Genomic DNA, 19,824 nt, shown 5'->3' on the forward strand with positions numbered 1-19,824 from the left:
TATTGCGTTGGGTCAGTGGTCGCATTCAGCCTTTCAGGCCGGCGCCGTGACAGGTTCCTCGCCGTTGAGCGTGCAGCGATGCAGTTCGCGTCCGCTTTCACGGTCGAACGGTTCCACGCGGTGCATCGTGCCGGTATTGTCCCAGATCGCGAGATCGCCCGGCTGCCACTTGTGACGGTAGACGTACTGGTCCTGCGTGGCGTGGATCATCAGGCGCTGGAGCAGGTCATGGCTTTCCGCCGGTTCCATGCCTTCGACATAGGCACCCGACGTACTGAGGACGAGAGAACGCGCGCCCGAACGGTGCTGCCAGACCAGCGGATGCGAACGCTGCGGATAGGAACTCCACAGCGCGAACTCCTCCACCGTGCAATCGCGCTTGGCGGGAAAAAGCGCCGCCTGCATCGTGTGGACCACGCGCAGCTTTTCGAGCCGCCGCTGTTTTTCCTCGGCAAGGTCCGCAAAGGCGGCGCAAGTATTGGCGAAGAGCGTATCACCGCCCCGGTTGGACAAGCGCACAGGTGCCAGCAGCGTGGCGAAAGGCGGAACCTCTTCGTAAGTGCCGTCCATGTGCCAGAGCTGGTTGCCGAACAGGAAGCGCGCGTATTCGGGGTTGCGTGTCTCATCGAGCGTCACGCGGAGCACGCCGCCATCACCTTCGGCCAGCACCGCGCCGTCGGCACCGCGTCGCGCCTTGCCGATGCGCAATTCGCCAAGGCTGCGTGCGATCGTGCGCAATTCTTCGTCATCGACACCTAAGCCGCGCATCACCACGACACCGCGCTCGGCCAGCAAGGCGCGAATTTGCGCAGCGTGGCGGCCAGAAAGCAGCGCCGCCTTGTCGATCATGAGCTGAGAGCCAATGCGCGGGGCGAGCGGGAGAGCCGCCTTCCCGCCCGATGGCATGGCCGTTTCGGATTCGGAAATTCCGCCTGCGAATCCCACGTCCGCCTCTCCTCCGCCGGCTTTGCGCCGCGCTATGTCCTATTATCCTTTCGGGGCTTGACCGACACGGTTGCCGAGCCGATTATCACCCGTATCGTTTCATACATAGGCGTATTACCCACACATTCCATCACCTGGTAGGAACATGCAAGCATTTAATACCTACATCGTTTTAATTGTATCCCAATGCCGGGCGGGGGAGGTGTGAAGGTGATCGAAGGGCACGTAGCTCCGCCGAGCCGGGGGCCGGGACGCCCCTCGCTCAGCAACGAGGAGTTGCTCGACCGCGCTCTGGTACTGTTCCTGGAAAGCGGGTTCGAGCGCACCAGCATCGACGCAATTTGCGCGGCAGCGGGTATGGCGAAACGCACCTTTTATCAGCGCTATGGCGACAAGCTCACCTTCTTCAAGGCCGCGCTGGAGCGCGCGATCGAGGACTGGATACTGCCCCTCGAAACGCTCGAGGCCTGCGAGAGCGACGATTTCGAGGACACTCTGCTACGCATCGGCCGCCTCCTCGTTGCGAATGTAATGAGCGAGGACGGCATCAGCCTGCTGCGAATCACCAACGCCGAATCCGCCAGAATTCCGGAGATCGGCGCTTTCACTTATAATGCCGGCACCGGCCCGACCGTCGATTGGCTGGCCGGCCTGTTCCGCCGCCGCCTCGAATGCGGCGAGGAGCAGGCACGCAACGCCGCAATTGCTTATATGTACATCGTCGTGTGCGGTCCGCCCACCGTGACGGCCTGGGGCATGACCGTCGGCACCGACGAGATCGAGAGCAACATCCGCTATGCCGTCCACGTGCTGCTTCACGGCCTCTTGTCCGGAGCGGACGGCCGCAGAGCCCCGGCGGGCAACGGCGCGCCGGAAACCGCGACTTTGGAACTCCAACACCTGAGGCGCGAAAACGAGCAATTGCGGCGACTGCTGGTCGATTCAATGCTGAATGCACAGATGCCGTAGAAACGGCGGCGCGCTACCGATGAAACGATCGGGGCGCCAAATGGAAAGGGATGCAAGGAATGGGCACATTGAGGATCGAACCGCTCAGACAGGACCTGCCTTTCGGCGTGCGCATTTCCGGTGTCACGCACGCGGTTCTGGCGGACGAAGCCAGCCGCCGGGTGATCTTCGATGCCTTCGAGCGTGAGGGGCTGATCGTCTTCGACGGGATCGAGCAGAGCGACGAGATGCAGGTGGCCTTGAGCGGCGTATTCGGCCCGCTCAAGGAACATCCGCTGAAGGAAGTCAGCCGGGTCGATGCCAGCAAGTTGCCCGGCGTGGTCGAGATCAAGCAGGAACCCAACGCATCGGGCGTCGTCGAGATCGAAGGCAAGCAACTCGCGCACTGGCTGCCCTGGCACTTCGACCATTGCTATAACAACGAGCTCAATCGGGCTGGTGTGCTGCGGGCGACCCGGATCACGCCCGAGGGTGGGCTTACCGGCTTCGTCGACGGACTGGCGCTTTATCGCGCCTTTCCGGCTGACCTGCGCGATCGGCTCGAACAGGCGCAAATCCTCTATACGCTCAACGTCGCCTATCAGACCAACCGTTTCGGCCAGCCTGAGACCTTGCGCGTGGTCCGCGAAAAGCCGGGTGCGCTCGAAATGATGGAAAATCGGAAAGGCGCGCCGCGCGCAATCCATCCGGCGATCTGGACACGCGCCGATGGCGGGCGCTGCCTTCACGTTTCACCCTACATGGCCGACGGCATTCTCGGGCTGGAGACGCCGGAAGGCGAGGCGCTGCTGGAAGAGGTCTGCCAGACTGTCAACAGCATCGCCGCCGCCCAAAGCTATCACCACGGATGGCGGCTTGATCAGATGTTGATCTGGGACAACTGGCGCATGCTCCATGCCGTCTCGGGCAACGACCCGGCGCTTGGCCGCACTATGCAGCGCACCACGATTGCCGGAGATTATGGCCTAGGTCGTTTCGAATTCGCCCCGGCCGCCGCAATGAACGACATAACGACATCGGTGAGAATGTAGGGTCCTTCAGGGCCTGAAGAACACCGACGCAGGGGGAGAGGAACGCGATGACCAAAGTGGCGGGCCGGACGGCCGTGGTGACCGGCGGAGGCAGCGGCATCGGGCGCGGGCTGGCGCTTGAACTCGCCGCCAAGGGCGCGGCCGTGGCGATTGCCGATATCCTTCCCGAAAACGCTGAAGCGGTCGCCCGCGAGATCGCCGCGATGGGAGGCAAGGCGCTGGCGATCGGCTGCGACGTGACGGACATGGCCTCTCTCGAAGCCGCGAAACAGGCTGCCACCGAGCATCTCGGCCCCGTCTCGCTGTTGTTCGCGAACGCCGGAGCAACCTCGTTCGAGCGCATCACCGACATGAGTGCGGACGACATCGACTGGATCATCCATGCCAACCTGCTGGGCGTGCTCAACTGTGTAAAGACCTTCTATCCCGACATGGTGGCCGCGCGCGACGGGCATTTCTGCGCCACGGCCTCCACCGCCGGGCTGCTGCCGAGTTGGATCCCCTATCACGCGGCCTATTCGGGCGCGAAAATGGGGATCATCGGCATGATGCTGAACCTTGCCATCGAGGCGCGCGAACAGGGCGTGAGGGTCACGGCCTTCGTGCCCCACGGCGTCGTCAGCAACATGAAGGCCAACAATGCCCGCTACCGCCCTGCCCGTTTCGGCGGTCCGGGCGAGGGCGAAGTGCAGATCCCCAATGGCGCGCAGTGGCATGCCGAAGTCAAATTCCGGCCGGCCGAACTGGTCGGCAAGCTGGTCGTCAAGGCCGTGGAGGAGGATCGCCCGATGGTCATCAGTGACGGCGCAATCCGGAAGACTTTCGACGAAACCTATCGCCGCATCGTCTACGACGCCTTCGACTTCGCAGACGCCTTTTACGCCGCCGAAGAGTGACGGCCGGGCTCAGGCACTCTCCCGCGCCGGCATTGTCATCTTGCGCATATTGCGCAAGTAAGGCCGCATGGTCATCGAGATTCCCGAGCTTTTCCAACCCGACGAAGTGCGCGAAATCCGCGAGGCGCTGCAAGCGGCCAACTGGGCGGACGGGCGCGCCACCGCAGGTCACCGCGCGGCGCTCGTCAAGGAGAACGAACAACTCCCGCTCGATCACCCGCTGGCCCGGCAACTTGCCGACCGGGTGCTGACGCGGCTTTACCAAACGCCGCTATTCATTGCCGCCACCCTGCCCCAGCGCATCCTGCAACCGCGTTTCAGCCGCTATGACGGGCATGGGCACTACGGAAACCATGTCGACAACGCGATCTTCCCGATCCCTGGTACGGGCGAGCACTTGCGCAGCGACGTGTCGAGCACGCTGTTCCTCAGCGATCCCGACGAGTACGACGGTGGCGAACTTGTTATTGAGGACATGTTCGGGAACCATACGGTCAAGCTTCCGGCGGGCTCTCTGGTCGTCTATCCCGGCAGTAGCCTGCACCGGGTCGCGCCGGTAACACGCGGCGTGCGCTTTGCCTCGTTCTTCTGGACACAGAGCTTCGTCGCTTCTCCGGAGCGCCGACGGCTGATGTTCGAACTGGACGGCGCGATCCAGTCGATTGCGGGCGATCATCCGGAACACGGTTCGGTCGATGCGCTGACCAATGTCTATCATAACCTGCTCCGCCAGTGGTCGGTTACCTGAGAATTCGGCACTCCTGATGGATGCTTTTGCCGCCACCGCGATAATCATTGCGGTTCCAAGATATTGCGGCGCTCTTCGCCCCAACCGCGCTAGAGGTTTGACAAAGCGCGCCGACGAGTGCGCCGGATAAGCGGGAGAAAATGAGGATGCGGAAGCACGGGACTTCGAACGACCAGCGCGCGCGATCCTTGCGCCCGACTCAAATGCGTGCAGGAATGCTGGCGGCGACGGCCACGCTGGCACTCGCCTGCGTGGCGGCGACGCCTGTCATGGCGGCAACCGCTGCTGTGGAGACCCCCGCCAAGACAACGCTTCGGGCCGATGGCTATACCGCCGAGGATGCCATGTTCGCCCATCCCTTCGTCGATCTGGACGAAGTGCGGCATGACGGGACAATCGCCTACCGCTACGTCCACGGCGGCTTCGAAGGTACCGACACCCGGTTTTCCTACTATTTCCCGGTGGATGGCTGGCAAGGCCGGTTCTTCCAGTACATCACGCCGGTACCGGACAGCGAAACGCTCTCGCAAGGGCTGAGCGGCGAGGAAGACCGGATCGGCGCGGCACTGACCAGCGGGGCCTATTTCATCGAGACCAATGGCGGCGGCCCCAAGGCGGCCGATCCGTTCGGCGGCATGGACCAGACCATCGGCGCCTATCGCGCCAATGCCGCCGCCGCGCGCTTTTCGCGTTTCGTGGCCGCGCAGGTCTACGCACCGCGTCCGCATGTCTACGGATATGCCTATGGCGGCAGCGGCGGCGCTTATCGCACGCTGGGTTCGCTGGAGAACACCCACGGCGTCTGGGACGGTGCAGTGCCCTATGTGCTCGGCTCGCCAATGGCCATTCCGAACATGTTCACCGTCCGCCTCAATGCCATGCGCGTGCTTGGCCCGAAGCTGGACGGGGTCGTCGCGGCGCTCGACGCGGGCGGCAACGGCAATCCTTACGCCGGGCTTGACGCCCAGCAGAAGGCGGCGCTTGTCGAAGCCACGCGCATGGGTTTCCCGCCGCAGTCCTGGTATGCCTGGCGGACGATGGGGCCGCACGCCTTCGCGCTGCTTTTCGGCGCCGTGCGCATGGTCGATCCGAGCTACTTCAGCGACTTCTGGAGCCAGCCCGGCTACGAGGGGCATGACAGCCCCGAACTCTACGCCGCCGACCGGACGCACACCGCCACCCGCATCGTCGAGGTCATCACAGAGGCGAAGGCCGAGACCATGGGGCTCGACACCGGCCGCTCCCCCGGCACGGCAAAAGGCACTGCCGACCTCGCGTGGAAGGCGATGGGGCTCAATTCGGCGGACGAAGTGCCGGTGGCCCTGCGACTGGAGCAAGTGCCACAGGGCAAGCCGCTGCTGCTGGCGGACCTCGTACTGCCATCGGGCAAGAAATTGCTGCTGAGCGACGTCAAGGACGGCATCGCGATGATCGGTATCAACGATCCGCGCGTCGTGGCGCAGGTCAAGGCGGGCGATGCGGTCACGCTCGACAACAGCGATATTCTGGCGGTGGAGAGCTATCACCGGCATCAGGTTCCGCCAAATGACGGCCAATATCCAGTCTGGGACCAGTTCCGCACCGCCGACGGCACACCGCGCTATGCGCAGCGCAAGATGCTGCTCGGCCCGATGTTCACGAAGAACGCCTCGGGCGCGGTGCCGACTGGCAAGTTCGACGGCAAAGTGATCCTAATCGAGAACATGTGGGACCGCGAGGCGCTGGCGTGGCAGGGCGACTGGTATCGCCGGCAGGTTGCCGCGAACGTGGGCGCATCGCTCGATGACCGGTTCCGCATCTGGTACACTGACCGCGCGCTTCACGGCGACCAGACGAAGCAGGACGATCCCTCGCGCGTGATATCCTACATCGGCGTGTTGCAGCAGGCGCTGCGCGATATGTCCGCATGGGTCGAAACCGGCAAGGCGCCGCCACAATCGACGCAGTACAAGGTGGTTGACGGGCAAATTCAGGTCCCCGCCGCGGCGAGCGCGCGTCAGGGCATCCAGCCGGTCGTCACGATAACGGCAAATGGCAAGGCGCAGACGGACGTGCGACGCGGACAGCCGGTGCGACTTGCCGGAACGGTATCGGTCCCGCCGGGCGCCGGTTCCGTGGTCTCCGCGCAGTGGGACTTCGAGGGCGACGGCACCTTCGACGAGGACGCGAAGCCGGAAACCGGTGCAAACGTCACGGTTTCCACAACGCATAGCTTCGACAAGCCGGGTACCTACTTCGTGGTCCTGCGCGCCGCCTCCCAGCGCGAGGGCGATGCAAACACGCCCTTTGCCCGCATCCAGAATCTGTCGCGGGCGAAGATCGTGGTGCGCCCCTAGGACGGGGTATCTGGCCCGTCAAAAGTGGGCCAGATACCCACCGTCAACGGCCAGGACCTGTCCGGTGACATAGGAAGCGGCGGGTGAGGCCAGGAAAAGCACCGGCCCCACTACTTCGCTCGGACGCCCCCAGCGGCCGAGCGAGGTACGCCGCGCAAGGTGCTGACCAATGCCGGGATCGGCCACCATCTCCGCATTTGCCTCGGTCGCGAAATAACCCGGGGCAACGGCGTTGACAGTAATGCCCCGGCTGCCCAGCTCGGCGGCGAGCGCCCGGGTCAGCGCCTCAAGCCCGCCTTTGGACATGGTGTACGCGGCATCTCCGGCCCGGGCGATGGGGCCGGCGATCGAGGTCACGTTGACGATGCGCCCCCCTGCGCTCATGCGCGGAGCAAGAATACGGGCAAGATCGAAGCAAGCGACCAGATTGATTTCCAGCATGTAGCGAACCGCCTCACGGTCCAGTTCGGAAATCGCCCTACGATCGCGGTGGCCAGCATTGTTGACGAGAATGTCCACGGTCCGTTGCCCCGCCAGCGTTTCGGCCACGGCCTGCGTATCGGCGAGATCGAAAACCACCGCCTCGGCGCTTCCGCCCGCACCGGCAATGGCGGCAACCACGTCCTCCGCCCGGTCACGGCCGCGCGCCTGCACAACGACGTGGGCCCCCGCCTCGGCAAAGCCAAAAGCGATTTCACGCCCCAGGCCGCCCGTCGCACCGGTCACCAACGCGGTTTTGCCAGCCAGCGTCATGCCGGGGCCTCCGGCGTGGAGAAGAGGGCAAACCTGCGGGTGGCGTTCGATCTGGTCATCGCCCCCCGATACCGGGACCCGAGGCACATCGCCAGCCCGCAATCCGGAGTAAATGGCGCCGGAGATCGCCATCCAATTGCGCATTTAGCGTTAGCGGGTTACCCCATAAGGGACTGCCCCCGCCGGGAAACCCGGCCAGCCGACGAGACGCCATGCCGATCGACTGCCCCGGCTCCAGCGCGATTCCATCCGTCCCGAAGGCGGCCGGCGCACTCCTTGTGCGCCTGCGCGAAGCGGTAGGACGACGGCATGTGCTGACGGGAGAGAAGGCCACGCTGGCTTTCCGCACCGGCTATCGCTTCGGCTCCGGCCCGGTACTGGCCGTGGCCCAGCCGGGTAGTTTGGTCGAGCAATGGCGCGTGCTGCGCGCCTGTGTAGATGCGGGAGTGATCGTGATCGCGCAGGCGGCCAACACCGGCCTCACCGGCGGATCGACGCCCGACGGTGATTATGACCGTCCGGTGGTGATCGTCAGCATGCGCCGGCTCGGCGGCATTCGGCTGATCCGGGACGGCTCGCAAGTGGTCTGCCTGCCCGGCGCCACGCTTTACAAGCTGGAAGCCATGTTGAAGCCATTGGGGCGCGAGCCGCATTCGGTGATCGGCTCGTCCTGCCTTGGCGCGTCGGTGCTGGGCGGGATCTGCAACAATTCGGGCGGTGCGCTCGTGCGGCGCGGGCCTGCCTATACCGAACTGGCGCTTTACGCCCGCGTCGATGCGGGCGGGCGGCTCGAACTTGTCAATCATCTCGGCATCGCGTTGGGGGAGGAGCCGGAAACGATGCTCGCCCGTCTCGAACGCGGCGAATTCGCGGAGTCCGATGTCGATCCGGCGAAAGATCGCGCGGCGTGCGACCACGGCTATGCCGACCATGTGCGCGAAATCGATGCTTCAAGCCCCGCCCGCTTCAATGCCGACCCCTCCCGCCTGTTCGAGGCATCGGGCAGCGCGGGTAAGGTCATGCTCTTCGCCGTGCGGCTCGATACTTTCGTCAAGGATCGCACAACCCGGGTGTTCTACGTGGGCACCAACGACCCGGCCGAACTCACTGCACTGCGCCGAGCGGTTCTGGGCGGCTTCGCGCACTTGCCGGTCGCGGGCGAGTACATGCACCGCGACTGTTTCGATATCGCCGAACGCTATGGCAAGGATACCTACCTCGCCATCCGCAAGCTGGGCACCGACCGGCTGCCTGCACTGTTCGCAGGCAAGGCGCGGGTGGATGCGTTTACCCGGCGCAGCCGCCTGTTGCCGTCGAACCTCTCTGACAAGGTGATGCAGTGGGCGGCGGATCGCTTGCCCGGACACCTGCCGCGCCGCCTCAGGGACTGGCGCGACCGTTTCGAGCATCATCTCATGCTGCGCATGGCCGATGACGGCATAGAAGAGGCACGAGGCTGGCTTGCCGGCCATTTCCCTTCGGCAACGGGCGAGGTCTTCGAATGCAGTGACGAGGAGGCCGAAGCCGCCTTCCTCCACCGCTTCGCGGCGGCCGGAGCGGCCATACGGTACCGGGCTGTCCACCCGGAGGAAGTGGAGGACATCGTCGCGCTCGATATCGCGCTGCCCCGCAATTGCGAGGACTGGCTCGAACACCTGCCAGAAGAGATCGAGCGGCCGATCCTGCACAAGCTCTATTACGGGCATTTCTTCTGCCACGTGTTCCATCAGGACTATATCGTCGCCAAGGGCACCGACTGCGCGGCACTGGAACAGGCCATGCTGCCCCTGCTCGACCGGCGCGGCGCCGAATATCCGGCCGAACACAACGTCGGCCATCTTTATGAGGCCAAGCCGGCGCTGAGCGCGCACTATGCCGCGCTCGATCCCTGCAACATGTTCAATCCGGGAATTGGACATACGCCGCGCACGGCCCACACCCCTACTCCCGAAGGCGCACCGTCGCAGTGAACGGGCGGGCACCAGCGGTCGGGCGATACCGCCCTGGCGCTGGAACGAGGCGGTCTGCCTCCGGTTACCCACAAGTTCGCAGCGCCTCGCGGCCGAAAAATCGGGCTTCTTCCGGGCCTTCCGCCCACATCCTCCGGATGGGCGATGGCCTGCCTCCAAAACGCCGCTTGTCACCCTGCAACAAGAACTTTAATGTCAACCAAATCAATTGAGATTAGGCATGCAAGCCTCAACGGGAGACGTGACACGATGAATACCCTGCCAATCCATCGCCGCATGTTCCTGGCCGCAGCCGCTGCGACGGCGCTTACCGTTTCGCTCGCCGGATGTTCGGGCGGAAACAAGTCGGGCAACAGCGTGGAGATCACCAATGTCTCCTACGATCCGACCCGCGAGCTGTACCAGGCGATCAACCCCGCCTTCGCCACCTACTGGAAGAAGAAGACCGGGCAGGACGTGACTTTCCGCATGAGCCACGGCGGCTCAGGCAAGCAGAGCCGCGCGATCATCGATGGGCTTGAGGCCGATGTCGCCACGCTGGCGCTCGCCTACGATATCGATGTGATTTCGAAGAAGGCACAGCTGCTTCCGGCCGACTGGCAGAAGGCGCTGCCCAACAACAGCTCGCCTTACACCTCGACGATCGTCTTCCTCGTCCGCAAGGGCAATCCCAAGGGCATCCATGACTGGGGCGATCTGGTGAAGCCGGGCGTGGAAGTCATCACGCCCAATCCCAAGACCAGCGGCGGCGCGCGCTGGAACTTCCTGGCCGCCTGGGCCTATGGCCGTAAGGCAGGCGGATCGGATGCCGCTGCCGAGACTTACGTGAAGCAGCTCTTCTCGCACGTTCCGGTGCTTGACAGCGGCGCGCGCGGATCGACCACGACCTTTGTCGAACGCGGCATCGGCGACGTGCTGCTGGCCTGGGAAAACGAGGCGCTGCTCGCCGAGAAGAAGCTCGGCGCGGGCAAGTTCGAAATCGTGAACCCCTCGATCTCGATCCTCGCCGAACCGCCGGTCGCAGTGATCGCCGCCAATGCGAAGAAGCACGGTACCGAGGAAGTCTCGAAGGCCTACCTCGAATATCTCTATACGCCTGAGGCGCAAGTCGCGATCGCCCGCAACTTCTACCGGCCGAGCGATCCCAAGATCGCCGAACAGTTCGCCACGCAGTTCCCGAAGGTCAACCTCGTCACCATCGACAAGGACTTTGGCGGCTGGGCGAATGCGCAGAAGACCTATTTCGACGATGGCGGCGCATTTGACCGTATCTACACGAAGAAGTGAAACGACGCTTCCCAAACGGCGTCCCCAATCGAGCAGGCCACTGCAGATGACCTCAATTGCAATGCGCAAGCCGCGATGGCGCGCGCCTTCAGTACTTCCGGGTTTCGGGCTGACTTTCGGGTTCAGCCTCGCCTGGCTTTCCCTGATCGTCCTGATCCCGCTTTCCACGCTGTTCCTGAAATCGGCAGGCATGGGCTGGCACGCGTTCGTCGAGGTCGGGTTCTCCGACCGCGCGATGGCGGCCTATCGCCTGAGCTTCGGCACGGCGGCGGCGGCAGCGCTGGTCAACGCGGTATTCGGGCTGCTCGTGGCCTGGACGCTGGTGCGGTACGATTTTCCGGGAAAGCGGATCGTCAGCGCGCTGGTGGACCTGCCCTTCGCGCTGCCAACCGCAGTGGCCGGCATCGCGCTGACGTCGATCTATGCGCCAACGGGCTGGGTCGGGCAGTTTCTTGACCCGCTGGGCATCAAGGTCGCCTTCACCGCCACCGGCATCACCGTGGCGCTGATCTTCATCGGGCTGCCATTCGTGGTGCGCTCGGTGGAGCCGGTGCTCGCCGATCTGGGGCTGGACGTGGAAGAAGCGGCGGCAACGCTGGGCGCAAATCGCTTCCAGACCTTCTTCCGCGTGATCTTCCCGGCGATCATGCCCGCGCTCTTCACCGGCGCCGCCCTCGCCTTCGCGCGCGGGGTGGGCGAGTACGGCTCGGTGATCTTCATCTCGGGCAACATGCCCGGCCGGACCGAGATCGCCCCGCTGCTGATCGTCACCCAGCTGGAGCAATATGCCTATAATGGTGCCACCGCGATCGCCATGATCATGATGCTGATTTCCTTCGCCGTGCTGTTCACGCTGAATGCCATGCAGTCTGCCCGCCGCCGGAGGCTCGGCTCATGAGGCAGCACGCTCCCGGCACCGAGAGCCGCACCACCCAGGTCGTCCTGATCCTGGTCGCGCTTGCCTTCCTCGCCTTCTTCCTCGTGATGCCGCTTGTCGCGGTGTTCATCGAGGCGCTGAAGCAGGGCATCGAACCCTTCCTGGAGGCCGTCTCCAACCCCGATGCACTCGCAGCCATCCGGCTGACGCTGTTCATCGCGGCGATCAGCGTTCCGCTCAACGTCGTGTTCGGCCTTGCGGCAAGCTGGGCTATCACCAAGTTCAGTTTCCCCGGCAAGAACCTGCTGCTGACCATGATCGACCTTCCGCTGTCGGTCTCCCCGGTGGTTTCGGGTCTGGTCTTCGTGCTGCTGTTCGGCGCTCAGGGCCTGCTGGGGCCGTGGCTCTCGGCGCACGGGCTCAAGATCATCTTCGCCGTGCCGGGGATCGTGCTGGCAACAGTCTTCATCACCTTCCCCTTCGTCGCCCGCGAACTGATCCCGCTGATGATGGAGCAGGGCAAGGACGACGAGGAAGCCGCCCTCTCGCTCGGTGCCAACGGGTGGCAGACTTTCTGGCACGTAACCCTGCCCAACATCCGCTGGGGCCTGCTCTATGGCGTGCTGCTCTGCAACGCGCGCGCCATGGGCGAATTCGGCGCGGTTTCGGTGGTCTCCGGACATATCCGGGGAGAGACCAACACGATGCCGCTGCATGTCGAGATCCTCTACAACGAATACGACTTTGTCGGAGCCTTCGCGGTGGCCTCGCTGCTGGCCGCACTCGCGCTCGTCACGCTTGTTCTCAAGAGCGTGCTCGAATGGCGCTTCGATCTTCACTCAGGAGCAAGACATTGATCCGCGTCCAGAATATCACCAAGCGTTTTGGCGACTACGCCGCGCTTCACGGCATCGACCTTGAGATCCAGCCGGGCGAATTCATCGCCCTGCTCGGTCCTTCCGGTTCGGGCAAGACCACCCTGCTGCGCATCATCGCCGGCCTTGAGTTCCAGGACGAAGGCCACGTCTATTTCGACGGGGAGGACGTGTCGGATATTCCGGTGGGCCGCCGCAAGGTCGGTTTCGTGTTCCAGCAATACGCGCTGTTCCGCCACATGACCGTGGCCGACAATGTCGCCTTCGGGCTCAATGTGCGCAAGTCGAAGACTCGTCCGAAGAAGGCCGAGATCAAGGCCCGCGCCGACGAACTGCTGCGGATCGTCCAGCTCGACGGGCTTGGCGGCCGTTATCCGGGCCAGCTTTCCGGTGGCCAGCGCCAGCGCGTGGCGCTTGCCCGTGCACTGGCCATCGAACCGAGCCTGCTGCTGCTGGACGAGCCCTTCGGCGCGCTGGACGCCAAGGTCCGCAAGGATCTGCGCCGCTGGCTGCGCGACCTGCACAAGCAGATGGGGCTGACCTCGATCTTCGTCACTCACGATCAGGAGGAAGCACTCGAACTCGCCGACCGCGTCGTGGTCATGGATCATGGCCGTATCGACCAGGTGGGCACACCCGAAGAAGTCTATATGGAACCGGCAACTGCCTTCGTCTCGCACTTCGTGGGCGAGACCAACCGCCTGCCTGACGGCCGCCACGTGCGCCCGCATGACATCGCCATCGTTGCCCAGGGCGGCGATGCGGTCGCGGTGGACAATGTCTTCCGCAAAGGCAGCGCCTGGCGCGTCGAGGGGCGGCTGGCGGACAGCAATGCCATTATCGAGATCGACGTCGATACCAACCAAGTTCCCCCGTCAGTCGGCCAGACGGTACGCATCGAAGCCCGGCGATCGCGAACTTTTGCAGATTGAGGATACCCAGATGACTGCCAACTCTCCCCAGCAGACCAATTCTCCCGAGCAAAAACGCCAGCTTGAGGAAAATCTCGCCACCGTGCGCGAGGCGCTGCTGAACTTGCGCTATGGCCAGATCTCGCTAACCGTTCACGACGGGCGTGTGGTGCAGATCGACGTCACCGAAAAAAAGCGTTTCCAGTAGGCGAACGAATAGGGCAATGCCGCAGAAGACCGCGCTGATCATCCGCCACGTCCCTTACGAGGGCGTGGCGGGCTTCCGCCAGCCCATCGAGGATCACGGCTATCTCGTCGATCGCATCGATGTAACCGATCCCGCTTTCTCCTCGCTCGACTTGCGCGAGCCTGACCTGCTCATCATGATGGGTGGGCCGATGGGGATCTACGAGCAGGACCGCTATCCCTGGATCGCCTGCCAGATGCGCCGGTTGACCCTGCGCCTCGAAGCAGACCGGCCGACACTGGGCGTCTGCTTCGGCGCGCAGATGATGGCGGCAGCTCTGGGCGCCAAGGTCTATGCGGGGCCTGCCAAGGAAGTGGGCTTTCACTCGGTGAGAGTGCACGATCACGCGGCCGACAGCCCGCTTCGTCATATTTCAGGCGTGCCGGTGCTGCACTGGCATGGGGATACCTTCACATTGCCCGATAATGTCGAGCTACTCGCGTCGAGCCATGTCTATGAGCATCAGGCCTTCCGGCGCGGCAGCAATATCCTTGGGCTTCAGTTCCATGCCGAAATGGGCATGGACCCGCGTTTCGATGCATGGATCGAGCAATGGCCCGGCGCGGTGATCGAAGCAGGCGGCGACGAAGCGTCGCTGCGCGGCGCGCACGAGGCGCTGGGGCCCGCCGCCGTGGCGGCGGGGCGAGCGATGATCGGCGAGTGGCTGGCCGGACTGCGCTAAAGCGCGCAAGCGCGGCGCAGCCATAACATTCGCCGTTTTATTGAAGCAAGTACCCGACCGGCGCGATTGCGGGCGGCAAATCCGTTTCTCCCAAAGCCGGCAGCATCTCCCGCTCCACCGTCCGCGCGATGGCATCGAGGGGCAGGTCATTCGGCTCACGACCAAACGGATCCTCAAGCCGGTCACCCAGAGCGTCGAGGCCAAAGAATGTATATCTGACCAGCAAGACCGACAGCAGCGCTCAATTGACGCGAGAGAATTTCCGCGCTTGCAGGAATGTGCGAATTAATTAACTCCCCACATCCACCATGTTGTTTCGTAATGCGTAGCGGACAACATCGGCGGTCGACCGTACCTTAAGCTTGTGCATCAGTGATGTGCGATGAGCCTCTACTGTCTTGACACTGATGGTAAGTTTGTGCGCGATAGACTTATTAAAATTTCCCTCTGCTATGAGCTGGACAATTTCACGCTCCCGCGAAGTAAGTGGGGATGTATTCGCCGAATTGCGTCCGTGTTCCACGAAATAATTTTCCAGCCGGTCCGCCAATGCAGCCGAGATATAGAGCTTGTGCTTAGCCAACGCCTCGAGCGCCTCGATCAAATTTGTGATCGTGTCGGATTTCAGCACATAGCCGAGCGCGCCGGCGTCCAAGGCCTCGAGCACAATACTCTCCCGTTCGTGCATCGTGTAAATCAAGACCTCAGTGCCGGGCAGATCGCGCTTGATTGCGCGAGTGAGTGCCAACCCGTTCATCTGCCGCAGTGAATAAGCAACAATGGCTATGTCAGGCTGAGTTTCCCGGACTAGTTTCAACGCGCCGAGACCTTCGGCCGCTTCGCCAACGATCTGCCAGCCTCGACGGTCCTTTAAACTTGCGCGAACGCCCTCACGTATCGCCTCATGATCATCAGCGATCACTATCCGGCAGCACGAAGATGACATCCCCCATCCTCCCTATTTGTTGCAACGTTGGCTGTTCTTCGGCCCTGGCATGCATAATTCGCCCTATGGTGTTGGACGCTCGCGATTGAACCGCAAGCCAGCGTGTACGGCCGCTTCGACACCGCTCTTGCGTGGCTTGCGCTTGGGTTTGGGAGCTGGAACCGCATTGGCAGCCCTTCTGCTCGCAACGTCGGCGCCCCCCGGCTCGACGGCTTTCAATGCCGGTGCCTTGGTTGAAACGGCCTTGTCTAGGACGGCCTCATCTGGCGTCTTCTTGAGGACCACTGCGTCCCCAAAGCCGATCCGGGTTGCGAGTTCTGCACGCTTTGCCGCGTAGTCGGCAGAAACTATCGGATAATCGGATCGCAGGTTCCAGCGCGCTCGGTACTCGTCCGCAGAGAGATTATGCTGGGTTCTAAGGTGCCGCTTCAGCGTCTTCTGCTTTGCTCCGCATTCGAGGCAAGTAATGCCATCGGGCTTCACTGACGTGCGGATCGAAACTGCCGGCACTCGTTCCGACACGGCAGGTTCCAGCTCCTTACCCAGCGAAGCAAGCGTGTCATAAACCGCCGAAATCAGCTGCGGAAGTTCAAACGTAGAAACCGTGTTTCTGCTGATGTGCGCTGAAACGATGTCCGAAGTCAGATCGAGAATTCTGCCTTGCACCATGTTAAACACCCCCTGTTTTACGAGCCATAAATCACGTGTTTTCCATCGCGAACACCTAAACCGTAAATGCTAAATGGCTCGACACAGCCGGCGCCGAATAACCCAGCCACGGAAGCGGGGCCTGACGACCGGGTCCCTCAATCGCAGGAGCTTGACTGGAAGCAGCAGCCGACGATCGCTGATCATCGTACCAGTATCTAATCGCATTTCCATAATCTATATTGATATTTCTATATAAAATTGGGCAATTATGGGGATGCAGATTTGGGCCTGCTGGGAAGCCTTCAGATCGGATAGGCGAGCGACAAACGCTCACCGACCCAAGGATGACGGATGAAGGCGCTTCCCGTTGGCGGACAGTGTACCGGTCACTTCTACTTTTGTGGTACTACCAATGAGATTCAGGTAGATACTACCCGTCCAGAAATCAGAGATTTCGTGGGAATCTATACGGGACGCATTTTTTCGTTGCACAGCGGCAAAGCGACGAGCGAGCGGAGGTTGAGGGACAGATGCTCAATCATCTTATCGCCCAGGTGTCAAACGACGCCGGGAATTGAGCCGGGGGCGACACGTAAAACTGCCCCCCCTTTTTTCATGCTCAAGCGATTACGGAATTAAGCGACGGAGTGGCCTTCTGCAGAAGGGCACTCCGCCGCTTTTCGCGCAATCTATAGCTGTCACCGCATCAAGCTCGAGCATCGAATCTCTCCGCGCAGACACCGCGTAAACTGTCGCATTATCCAGGCTACCCATCAGTCCCTCCTCCTTCAGGAGGGGGCCCAGTTCTATTTCTCGCTACCGGCCCAGTTTTGCATGGCGCCTGACACTCAGGAGCAGATCGCAAACGAATCCAAGCAGCTACCGCGCCTAAATTCGAGAACCCCATTTTTGGCGAATCGCAGGCAGGCCCAAGAACGAAATAAGAGAAAATACTTTACTTTAGGGAAACCCATACTGAAGCCTCATACATGAGCTAGCGCACCCTAGTGATAATCGGATTTTATATTTACATATTATTGATGGATGTTATATTTAATTCATCCGCGTTGGGGTGCCGCAACCCTTGCCTGGCAAGGTCAATCGCATTGCCAATGGAGCTCAACTGCCCCCTTGAGTCTTCACGACGCGGTCAGGTGCACACCCCAGCTAGTCGCACGTAGCTGGGGTGTGCACTGTCGTTCCGAATCCATGCTCAATTCGGTAATGCCTTCGGACAATTTCTATTCGGAACCGAATAAACATTGCCGGATCGAAAAATCTTCTCGGGCAAAACGCCAAAAATGAAAGAATGTAATTTGCAGGCCGCCCATCGCCGGAGACGCCTTCATTCTTTTGTCCAGCGACCGTGTCACGTTCGCCCACGAGGATCAGCTCGACTCTCTGAGTGCCCGAATCCCCCCGTGCAGGAAGTTGCCAAATTTTATGTGGAATTGTTAATATAGGTTGTGGAAATTAGGCGAAACACTGGTACGATAGGTGATCGTCGGCCACACTCATTCAGGCTCCGACGGCTGAAGGACCTGGTGCTTTCGCCTGACGGAGCCGTGTTGTGAGCGATCTTCCAACCGCAAAAACGGATACGGCCATCAACGCCTCAGGCGAACACCAAGATGGCAGCGGCCATGCAGCAGTTTTGCTTGTCGAAAGCCTGATTCACGGCTTGATTGCGAGATCAATCATCGATGTCGCACAGGCCATAGAAATTGTAGAAGTCGCAATCGACGCCGGCATCGAGATTTCGTTGGAACGCGCGCAACCGATCAATGGGCATTCGGAATCGATTTCTCTGCTCAAGACGATTTGCTCAAGCCTCAAGCAGGATATCCCCAGATCCTGACGCCGATTGGCACCTTTTATACCGACCTGCCGAACATCACGCTCTCTCGCGTAACCGCCTGTGCAGGTAGTTCTCATCAAAACCCGCGATCTCTACCAGTTTGGCCGGGCTCTCGATATGCAAACTACCGCGCTCGAGCGACATTGCCCCTGCAAGCCGCAATTCCTTGAGAACGCGATTAAGGTGGACGGGGGTCATGCCCAACGAATCCGCCAATATAATTTGCGACAACGGCAGGGTTAGCTGAGTGTCAGGCGCAATTCCTATGTTCCTGGCACGAAGATAAAGTTCACACATCAAATGCGCCACACGCTCAATACTGGTTCGGCGCCCCATACTTGTTATCCAAGCCCGCATGGTGCCTTCATCAACAAGTTGCGACAAATACATCGCCCTTGCAATGTTGGGGCGTTCGTCCATCATCTCGTCCATGCGCGTACGATCAATGGTCGCCACAGAGGTAGGCTCGATGGTCTGGATACTGTGGTCCATGTGCGCGAGCAGACCGACGTGAAGATCGCAGGAGTCTCCCGGCATGAGGAATGCCAGGACCTGCCGCGCGCCGCTCGGCAAAATCTTATAACGAAACGCCCAACCGTCGAGGACAATGAACACCGGTCCGGGTCGGTCCCCCTCGCGGATCAGATCCTTTTTCGCGGCGATGACCTGAGGGTGCGACGTGGCAGCGCGAAGGATAGCGATATCCTCGTCGTTGAGTGTGGCAAAGCCGCGCAGCTTGTCGATGAAGCGATTGTTCATCCGGCACAATCCCACATCGCATTCGAAATTCATATTGTTTGATATTATTGATAATTGTTACAAACCAGCCCTCCTATCTCCCTCTGGATTGTCGCTACTATACAGTGGCCCACGGCGTTTTTGGACCGTGAATTTGGTCACAGCGCACTGCGCACTTGCATTTTCGCGAACTTTCCGAGGAAAGTGGAAATCTGAAAAGCACCGCGCCCTCGTCCCGCATCAACGCAGAACAGCCGAAAAGCGCTATACACCGACCCCAAGCCCAGTCGCGGCCCAAGGCAATAAGCAACACATCTCAATCAATATCAATTCTTATTGATACTTGTTTAGAAATTACCATTGGCCATATATCGAAATAAGCCGTACGCTCACAGTACGTTGTTTATATATTTTCCCTCACTACATCACCCTTTGGATGAGCCATCTTCTTCATCTAAAAATGATGACAGCGATGCGAAATATCTCAAAATCTTGCGGAGATGGATCACTTAAAAAGTGATCAACTATCATTGGTATTCGGTAGAAAGCAATACGATCATCTCTAATGTACTTTTTTGTAACTTCGTCATTGTCGCCTACAAATTTGCAGTGGGCGGGGCGGAGCTGGTTGGTAGCTTCGAGTAAGGCCAGCGGGTCATCCAACCCTCTGCCCGCTGGCCTATTGTTGCTGCTCGGTTAGACGTTTTGGATGTCGGGGAAATCCGGACATTCCGATCAAGTTACCGGCGAAAGAATCCAAGGGGCATTCCTGCGCACTTCGCGCCTTCCTGTAACATAAGCCTCATTGAGATCGCCGGGACCGCGACAGCGCGGCGCCCCGGTTGCGAGTCAAATGTTCATCTCTGCGAGATTGTAACCTCGCTTATGTCGCCTCCCAATAAGGCGTAGCCGGGTGCAGCGCCGGCTGGATAGTCGCCCACCGGAAAGCCCATCCGAGAAACTGCGCAACGCTTTTTCGGAGACAATGTTGTCGTCCGCAATTTCGGCACCGATCCCGGCGCTCTTCGTATCCATGTCGAAACCAGCAATGGAAACGGAGTCGTTGCCGACTTCCTCGGCGCTCTTTTAACGCGAATCGATCAC

19 protein-coding genes are annotated in these 19,824 nt (G+C 61.2%); 13 read left to right on the forward strand and 6 right to left on the reverse strand.

Annotated features, from left to right (window positions below; all coding sequences use genetic code 11):
- Positions 1 to 33: 33 nt before the first annotated feature.
- Positions 34 to 945, reverse strand: coding sequence for a TauD/TfdA dioxygenase family protein (locus AC1VVK_RS22495; RefSeq protein ID WP_482905409.1), 912 nt, complete (start codon positions 943 to 945; stop codon positions 34 to 36).
- Between the two features lie 210 nt (positions 946 to 1,155).
- Here AC1VVK_RS22495 and AC1VVK_RS22500 point away from each other — a divergent pair, with 210 nt between their 5' ends.
- The 5 genes from AC1VVK_RS22500 (at position 1,156) to AC1VVK_RS22520 (ending at position 6,925) form a co-directional block, all read left to right on the forward strand.
- Entirely contained in the window at positions 1,156 to 1,914 is a 759-nt protein-coding gene (locus tag AC1VVK_RS22500) for a TetR/AcrR family transcriptional regulator (protein WP_482905410.1), read from the forward strand.
- Between the two features lie 59 nt (positions 1,915 to 1,973).
- Positions 1,974 to 2,945, forward strand: coding sequence for a TauD/TfdA dioxygenase family protein (locus AC1VVK_RS22505; RefSeq protein ID WP_482905411.1), 972 nt, complete (start codon positions 1,974 to 1,976; stop codon positions 2,943 to 2,945).
- A 47-nt stretch (positions 2,946 to 2,992) separates the two neighbouring features.
- Positions 2,993 to 3,841, forward strand: a complete 849-nt coding sequence (locus tag AC1VVK_RS22510) for an SDR family oxidoreductase (RefSeq protein ID WP_482905412.1) — start codon at positions 2,993 to 2,995, stop codon at positions 3,839 to 3,841.
- Between the two features lie 67 nt (positions 3,842 to 3,908).
- Complete coding sequence (locus tag AC1VVK_RS22515; RefSeq protein ID WP_482905413.1) at positions 3,909 to 4,589, forward strand: Fe2+-dependent dioxygenase; 681 nt, start codon at positions 3,909 to 3,911, stop codon at positions 4,587 to 4,589.
- A 215-nt stretch (positions 4,590 to 4,804) separates the two neighbouring features.
- On the forward strand, positions 4,805 to 6,925 hold the full coding sequence (locus AC1VVK_RS22520; protein WP_482905414.1) for a PKD domain-containing protein: 2,121 nt from the start codon (positions 4,805 to 4,807) through the stop codon (positions 6,923 to 6,925).
- An 18-nt stretch (positions 6,926 to 6,943) separates the two neighbouring features.
- Here the strand turns inward: AC1VVK_RS22520 and AC1VVK_RS22525 are convergent, their stop codons facing one another.
- The gene (locus AC1VVK_RS22525; RefSeq protein ID WP_482905415.1) at positions 6,944 to 7,678 is read right to left on the reverse strand and encodes an SDR family oxidoreductase; all 735 of its coding nucleotides are present in this window, start codon (positions 7,676 to 7,678) and stop codon (positions 6,944 to 6,946) included.
- 212 nt (positions 7,679 to 7,890) lie between these two features.
- On the opposite strand from AC1VVK_RS22525, the gene dld reads away from it, so the two are divergent.
- The 7 genes from dld (at position 7,891) to AC1VVK_RS22560 (ending at position 14,527) form a co-directional block, all read left to right on the forward strand.
- The gene (dld, locus tag AC1VVK_RS22530; protein WP_482905416.1) at positions 7,891 to 9,648 is read left to right on the forward strand and encodes a D-lactate dehydrogenase; all 1,758 of its coding nucleotides are present in this window, start codon (positions 7,891 to 7,893) and stop codon (positions 9,646 to 9,648) included.
- Positions 9,649 to 9,897: 249 nt separating this feature from the next.
- Entirely contained in the window at positions 9,898 to 10,935 is a 1,038-nt protein-coding gene (locus AC1VVK_RS22535) for a sulfate ABC transporter substrate-binding protein (RefSeq protein WP_243652466.1), read from the forward strand.
- 46 nt (positions 10,936 to 10,981) lie between these two features.
- Positions 10,982 to 11,833 carry a sulfate ABC transporter permease subunit CysT gene (cysT, locus tag AC1VVK_RS22540; RefSeq protein ID WP_132386199.1) on the forward strand — a complete coding sequence of 284 codons (852 nt, stop codon included), beginning with the start codon at positions 10,982 to 10,984 and terminating at the stop codon, positions 11,831 to 11,833.
- Positions 11,830 to 12,669: a sulfate ABC transporter permease subunit CysW gene (gene cysW, locus AC1VVK_RS22545; RefSeq protein WP_482905417.1), complete on the forward strand. Its 840-nt coding sequence runs from the start codon at positions 11,830 to 11,832 to the stop codon at positions 12,667 to 12,669. Before cysT ends, cysW begins: the two co-directional genes overlap by 4 nt.
- Positions 12,666 to 13,619, forward strand: coding sequence for a sulfate/molybdate ABC transporter ATP-binding protein (locus AC1VVK_RS22550; protein ID WP_482905418.1), 954 nt, complete (start codon positions 12,666 to 12,668; stop codon positions 13,617 to 13,619). The genes cysW and AC1VVK_RS22550 overlap by 4 nt, the downstream gene beginning before the upstream one ends.
- A 10-nt stretch (positions 13,620 to 13,629) precedes the next feature.
- Positions 13,630 to 13,806, forward strand: coding sequence for a YezD family protein (locus AC1VVK_RS22555; protein WP_482905419.1), 177 nt, complete (start codon positions 13,630 to 13,632; stop codon positions 13,804 to 13,806).
- Between the two features lie 16 nt (positions 13,807 to 13,822).
- The gene (locus tag AC1VVK_RS22560; protein WP_482905420.1) at positions 13,823 to 14,527 is read left to right on the forward strand and encodes a glutamine amidotransferase; all 705 of its coding nucleotides are present in this window, start codon (positions 13,823 to 13,825) and stop codon (positions 14,525 to 14,527) included.
- 37 nt (positions 14,528 to 14,564) lie between these two features.
- Here the strand turns inward: AC1VVK_RS22560 and AC1VVK_RS22565 are convergent, their stop codons facing one another.
- The 3 genes from AC1VVK_RS22565 to AC1VVK_RS22575 all read right to left on the reverse strand — a co-directional run bounded on the left by AC1VVK_RS22565 (position 14,565) and on the right by AC1VVK_RS22575 (position 16,142).
- On the reverse strand, positions 14,565 to 14,753 hold the full coding sequence (locus tag AC1VVK_RS22565) for a hypothetical protein (protein WP_482905421.1): 189 nt from the start codon (positions 14,751 to 14,753) through the stop codon (positions 14,565 to 14,567).
- A gap of 63 nt (positions 14,754 to 14,816) precedes the next feature.
- Positions 14,817 to 15,449, reverse strand: coding sequence for a response regulator (locus AC1VVK_RS22570; protein WP_482905422.1), 633 nt, complete (start codon positions 15,447 to 15,449; stop codon positions 14,817 to 14,819).
- A gap of 87 nt (positions 15,450 to 15,536) precedes the next feature.
- Complete coding sequence (locus AC1VVK_RS22575) at positions 15,537 to 16,142, reverse strand: Ros/MucR family transcriptional regulator (RefSeq protein ID WP_482905423.1); 606 nt, start codon at positions 16,140 to 16,142, stop codon at positions 15,537 to 15,539.
- 1,552 nt (positions 16,143 to 17,694) lie between these two features.
- On the opposite strand from AC1VVK_RS22575, the gene AC1VVK_RS22580 reads away from it, so the two are divergent.
- On the forward strand, positions 17,695 to 17,982 hold the full coding sequence (locus tag AC1VVK_RS22580) for a hypothetical protein (protein ID WP_482905424.1): 288 nt from the start codon (positions 17,695 to 17,697) through the stop codon (positions 17,980 to 17,982).
- Between the two features lie 36 nt (positions 17,983 to 18,018).
- On the opposite strand, the gene AC1VVK_RS22585 is transcribed toward AC1VVK_RS22580, so the two are convergent.
- On the reverse strand, positions 18,019 to 18,741 hold the full coding sequence (locus AC1VVK_RS22585; protein ID WP_482905425.1) for a Crp/Fnr family transcriptional regulator: 723 nt from the start codon (positions 18,739 to 18,741) through the stop codon (positions 18,019 to 18,021).
- Between the last annotated feature and the right edge of the window lie 1,083 nt (positions 18,742 to 19,824).

Source organism: Novosphingobium sp. BL-S-32 (assembly GCF_056857055.1).

Bases quoted from the DNA above. Each gene is read 5' to 3' on its own strand.
- AC1VVK_RS22505 (WP_482905411.1), top strand. From the start codon at position 1,974: ATGGGCACATTGAGGATCGAACCGCTCAGACAGGACCTGCCTTTCGGC.
- AC1VVK_RS22515 (WP_482905413.1), top strand. From the start codon at position 3,909: ATGGTCATCGAGATTCCCGAGCTTTTCCAACCCGACGAAGTGCGCGAA.
- AC1VVK_RS22585 (WP_482905425.1), bottom strand. From the start codon at position 18,741: ATGAACAATCGCTTCATCGACAAGCTGCGCGGCTTTGCCACACTCAAC.
- AC1VVK_RS22525 (WP_482905415.1), bottom strand. From the start codon at position 7,678: ATGACGCTGGCTGGCAAAACCGCGTTGGTGACCGGTGCGACGGGCGGC.
- cysW (WP_482905417.1), top strand. From the start codon at position 11,830: ATGAGGCAGCACGCTCCCGGCACCGAGAGCCGCACCACCCAGGTCGTC.
- AC1VVK_RS22520 (WP_482905414.1), top strand. From the start codon at position 4,805: ATGCTGGCGGCGACGGCCACGCTGGCACTCGCCTGCGTGGCGGCGACG.
- cysT (WP_132386199.1), top strand. From the start codon at position 10,982: ATGACCTCAATTGCAATGCGCAAGCCGCGATGGCGCGCGCCTTCAGTA.
- AC1VVK_RS22555 (WP_482905419.1), top strand. From the start codon at position 13,630: ATGACTGCCAACTCTCCCCAGCAGACCAATTCTCCCGAGCAAAAACGC.
- AC1VVK_RS22510 (WP_482905412.1), top strand. From the start codon at position 2,993: ATGACCAAAGTGGCGGGCCGGACGGCCGTGGTGACCGGCGGAGGCAGC.
- AC1VVK_RS22560 (WP_482905420.1), top strand. From the start codon at position 13,823: ATGCCGCAGAAGACCGCGCTGATCATCCGCCACGTCCCTTACGAGGGC.
- AC1VVK_RS22535 (WP_243652466.1), top strand. From the start codon at position 9,898: ATGAATACCCTGCCAATCCATCGCCGCATGTTCCTGGCCGCAGCCGCT.
- AC1VVK_RS22575 (WP_482905423.1), bottom strand. From the start codon at position 16,142: ATGGTGCAAGGCAGAATTCTCGATCTGACTTCGGACATCGTTTCAGCG.
- dld (WP_482905416.1), top strand. From the start codon at position 7,891: ATGCCGATCGACTGCCCCGGCTCCAGCGCGATTCCATCCGTCCCGAAG.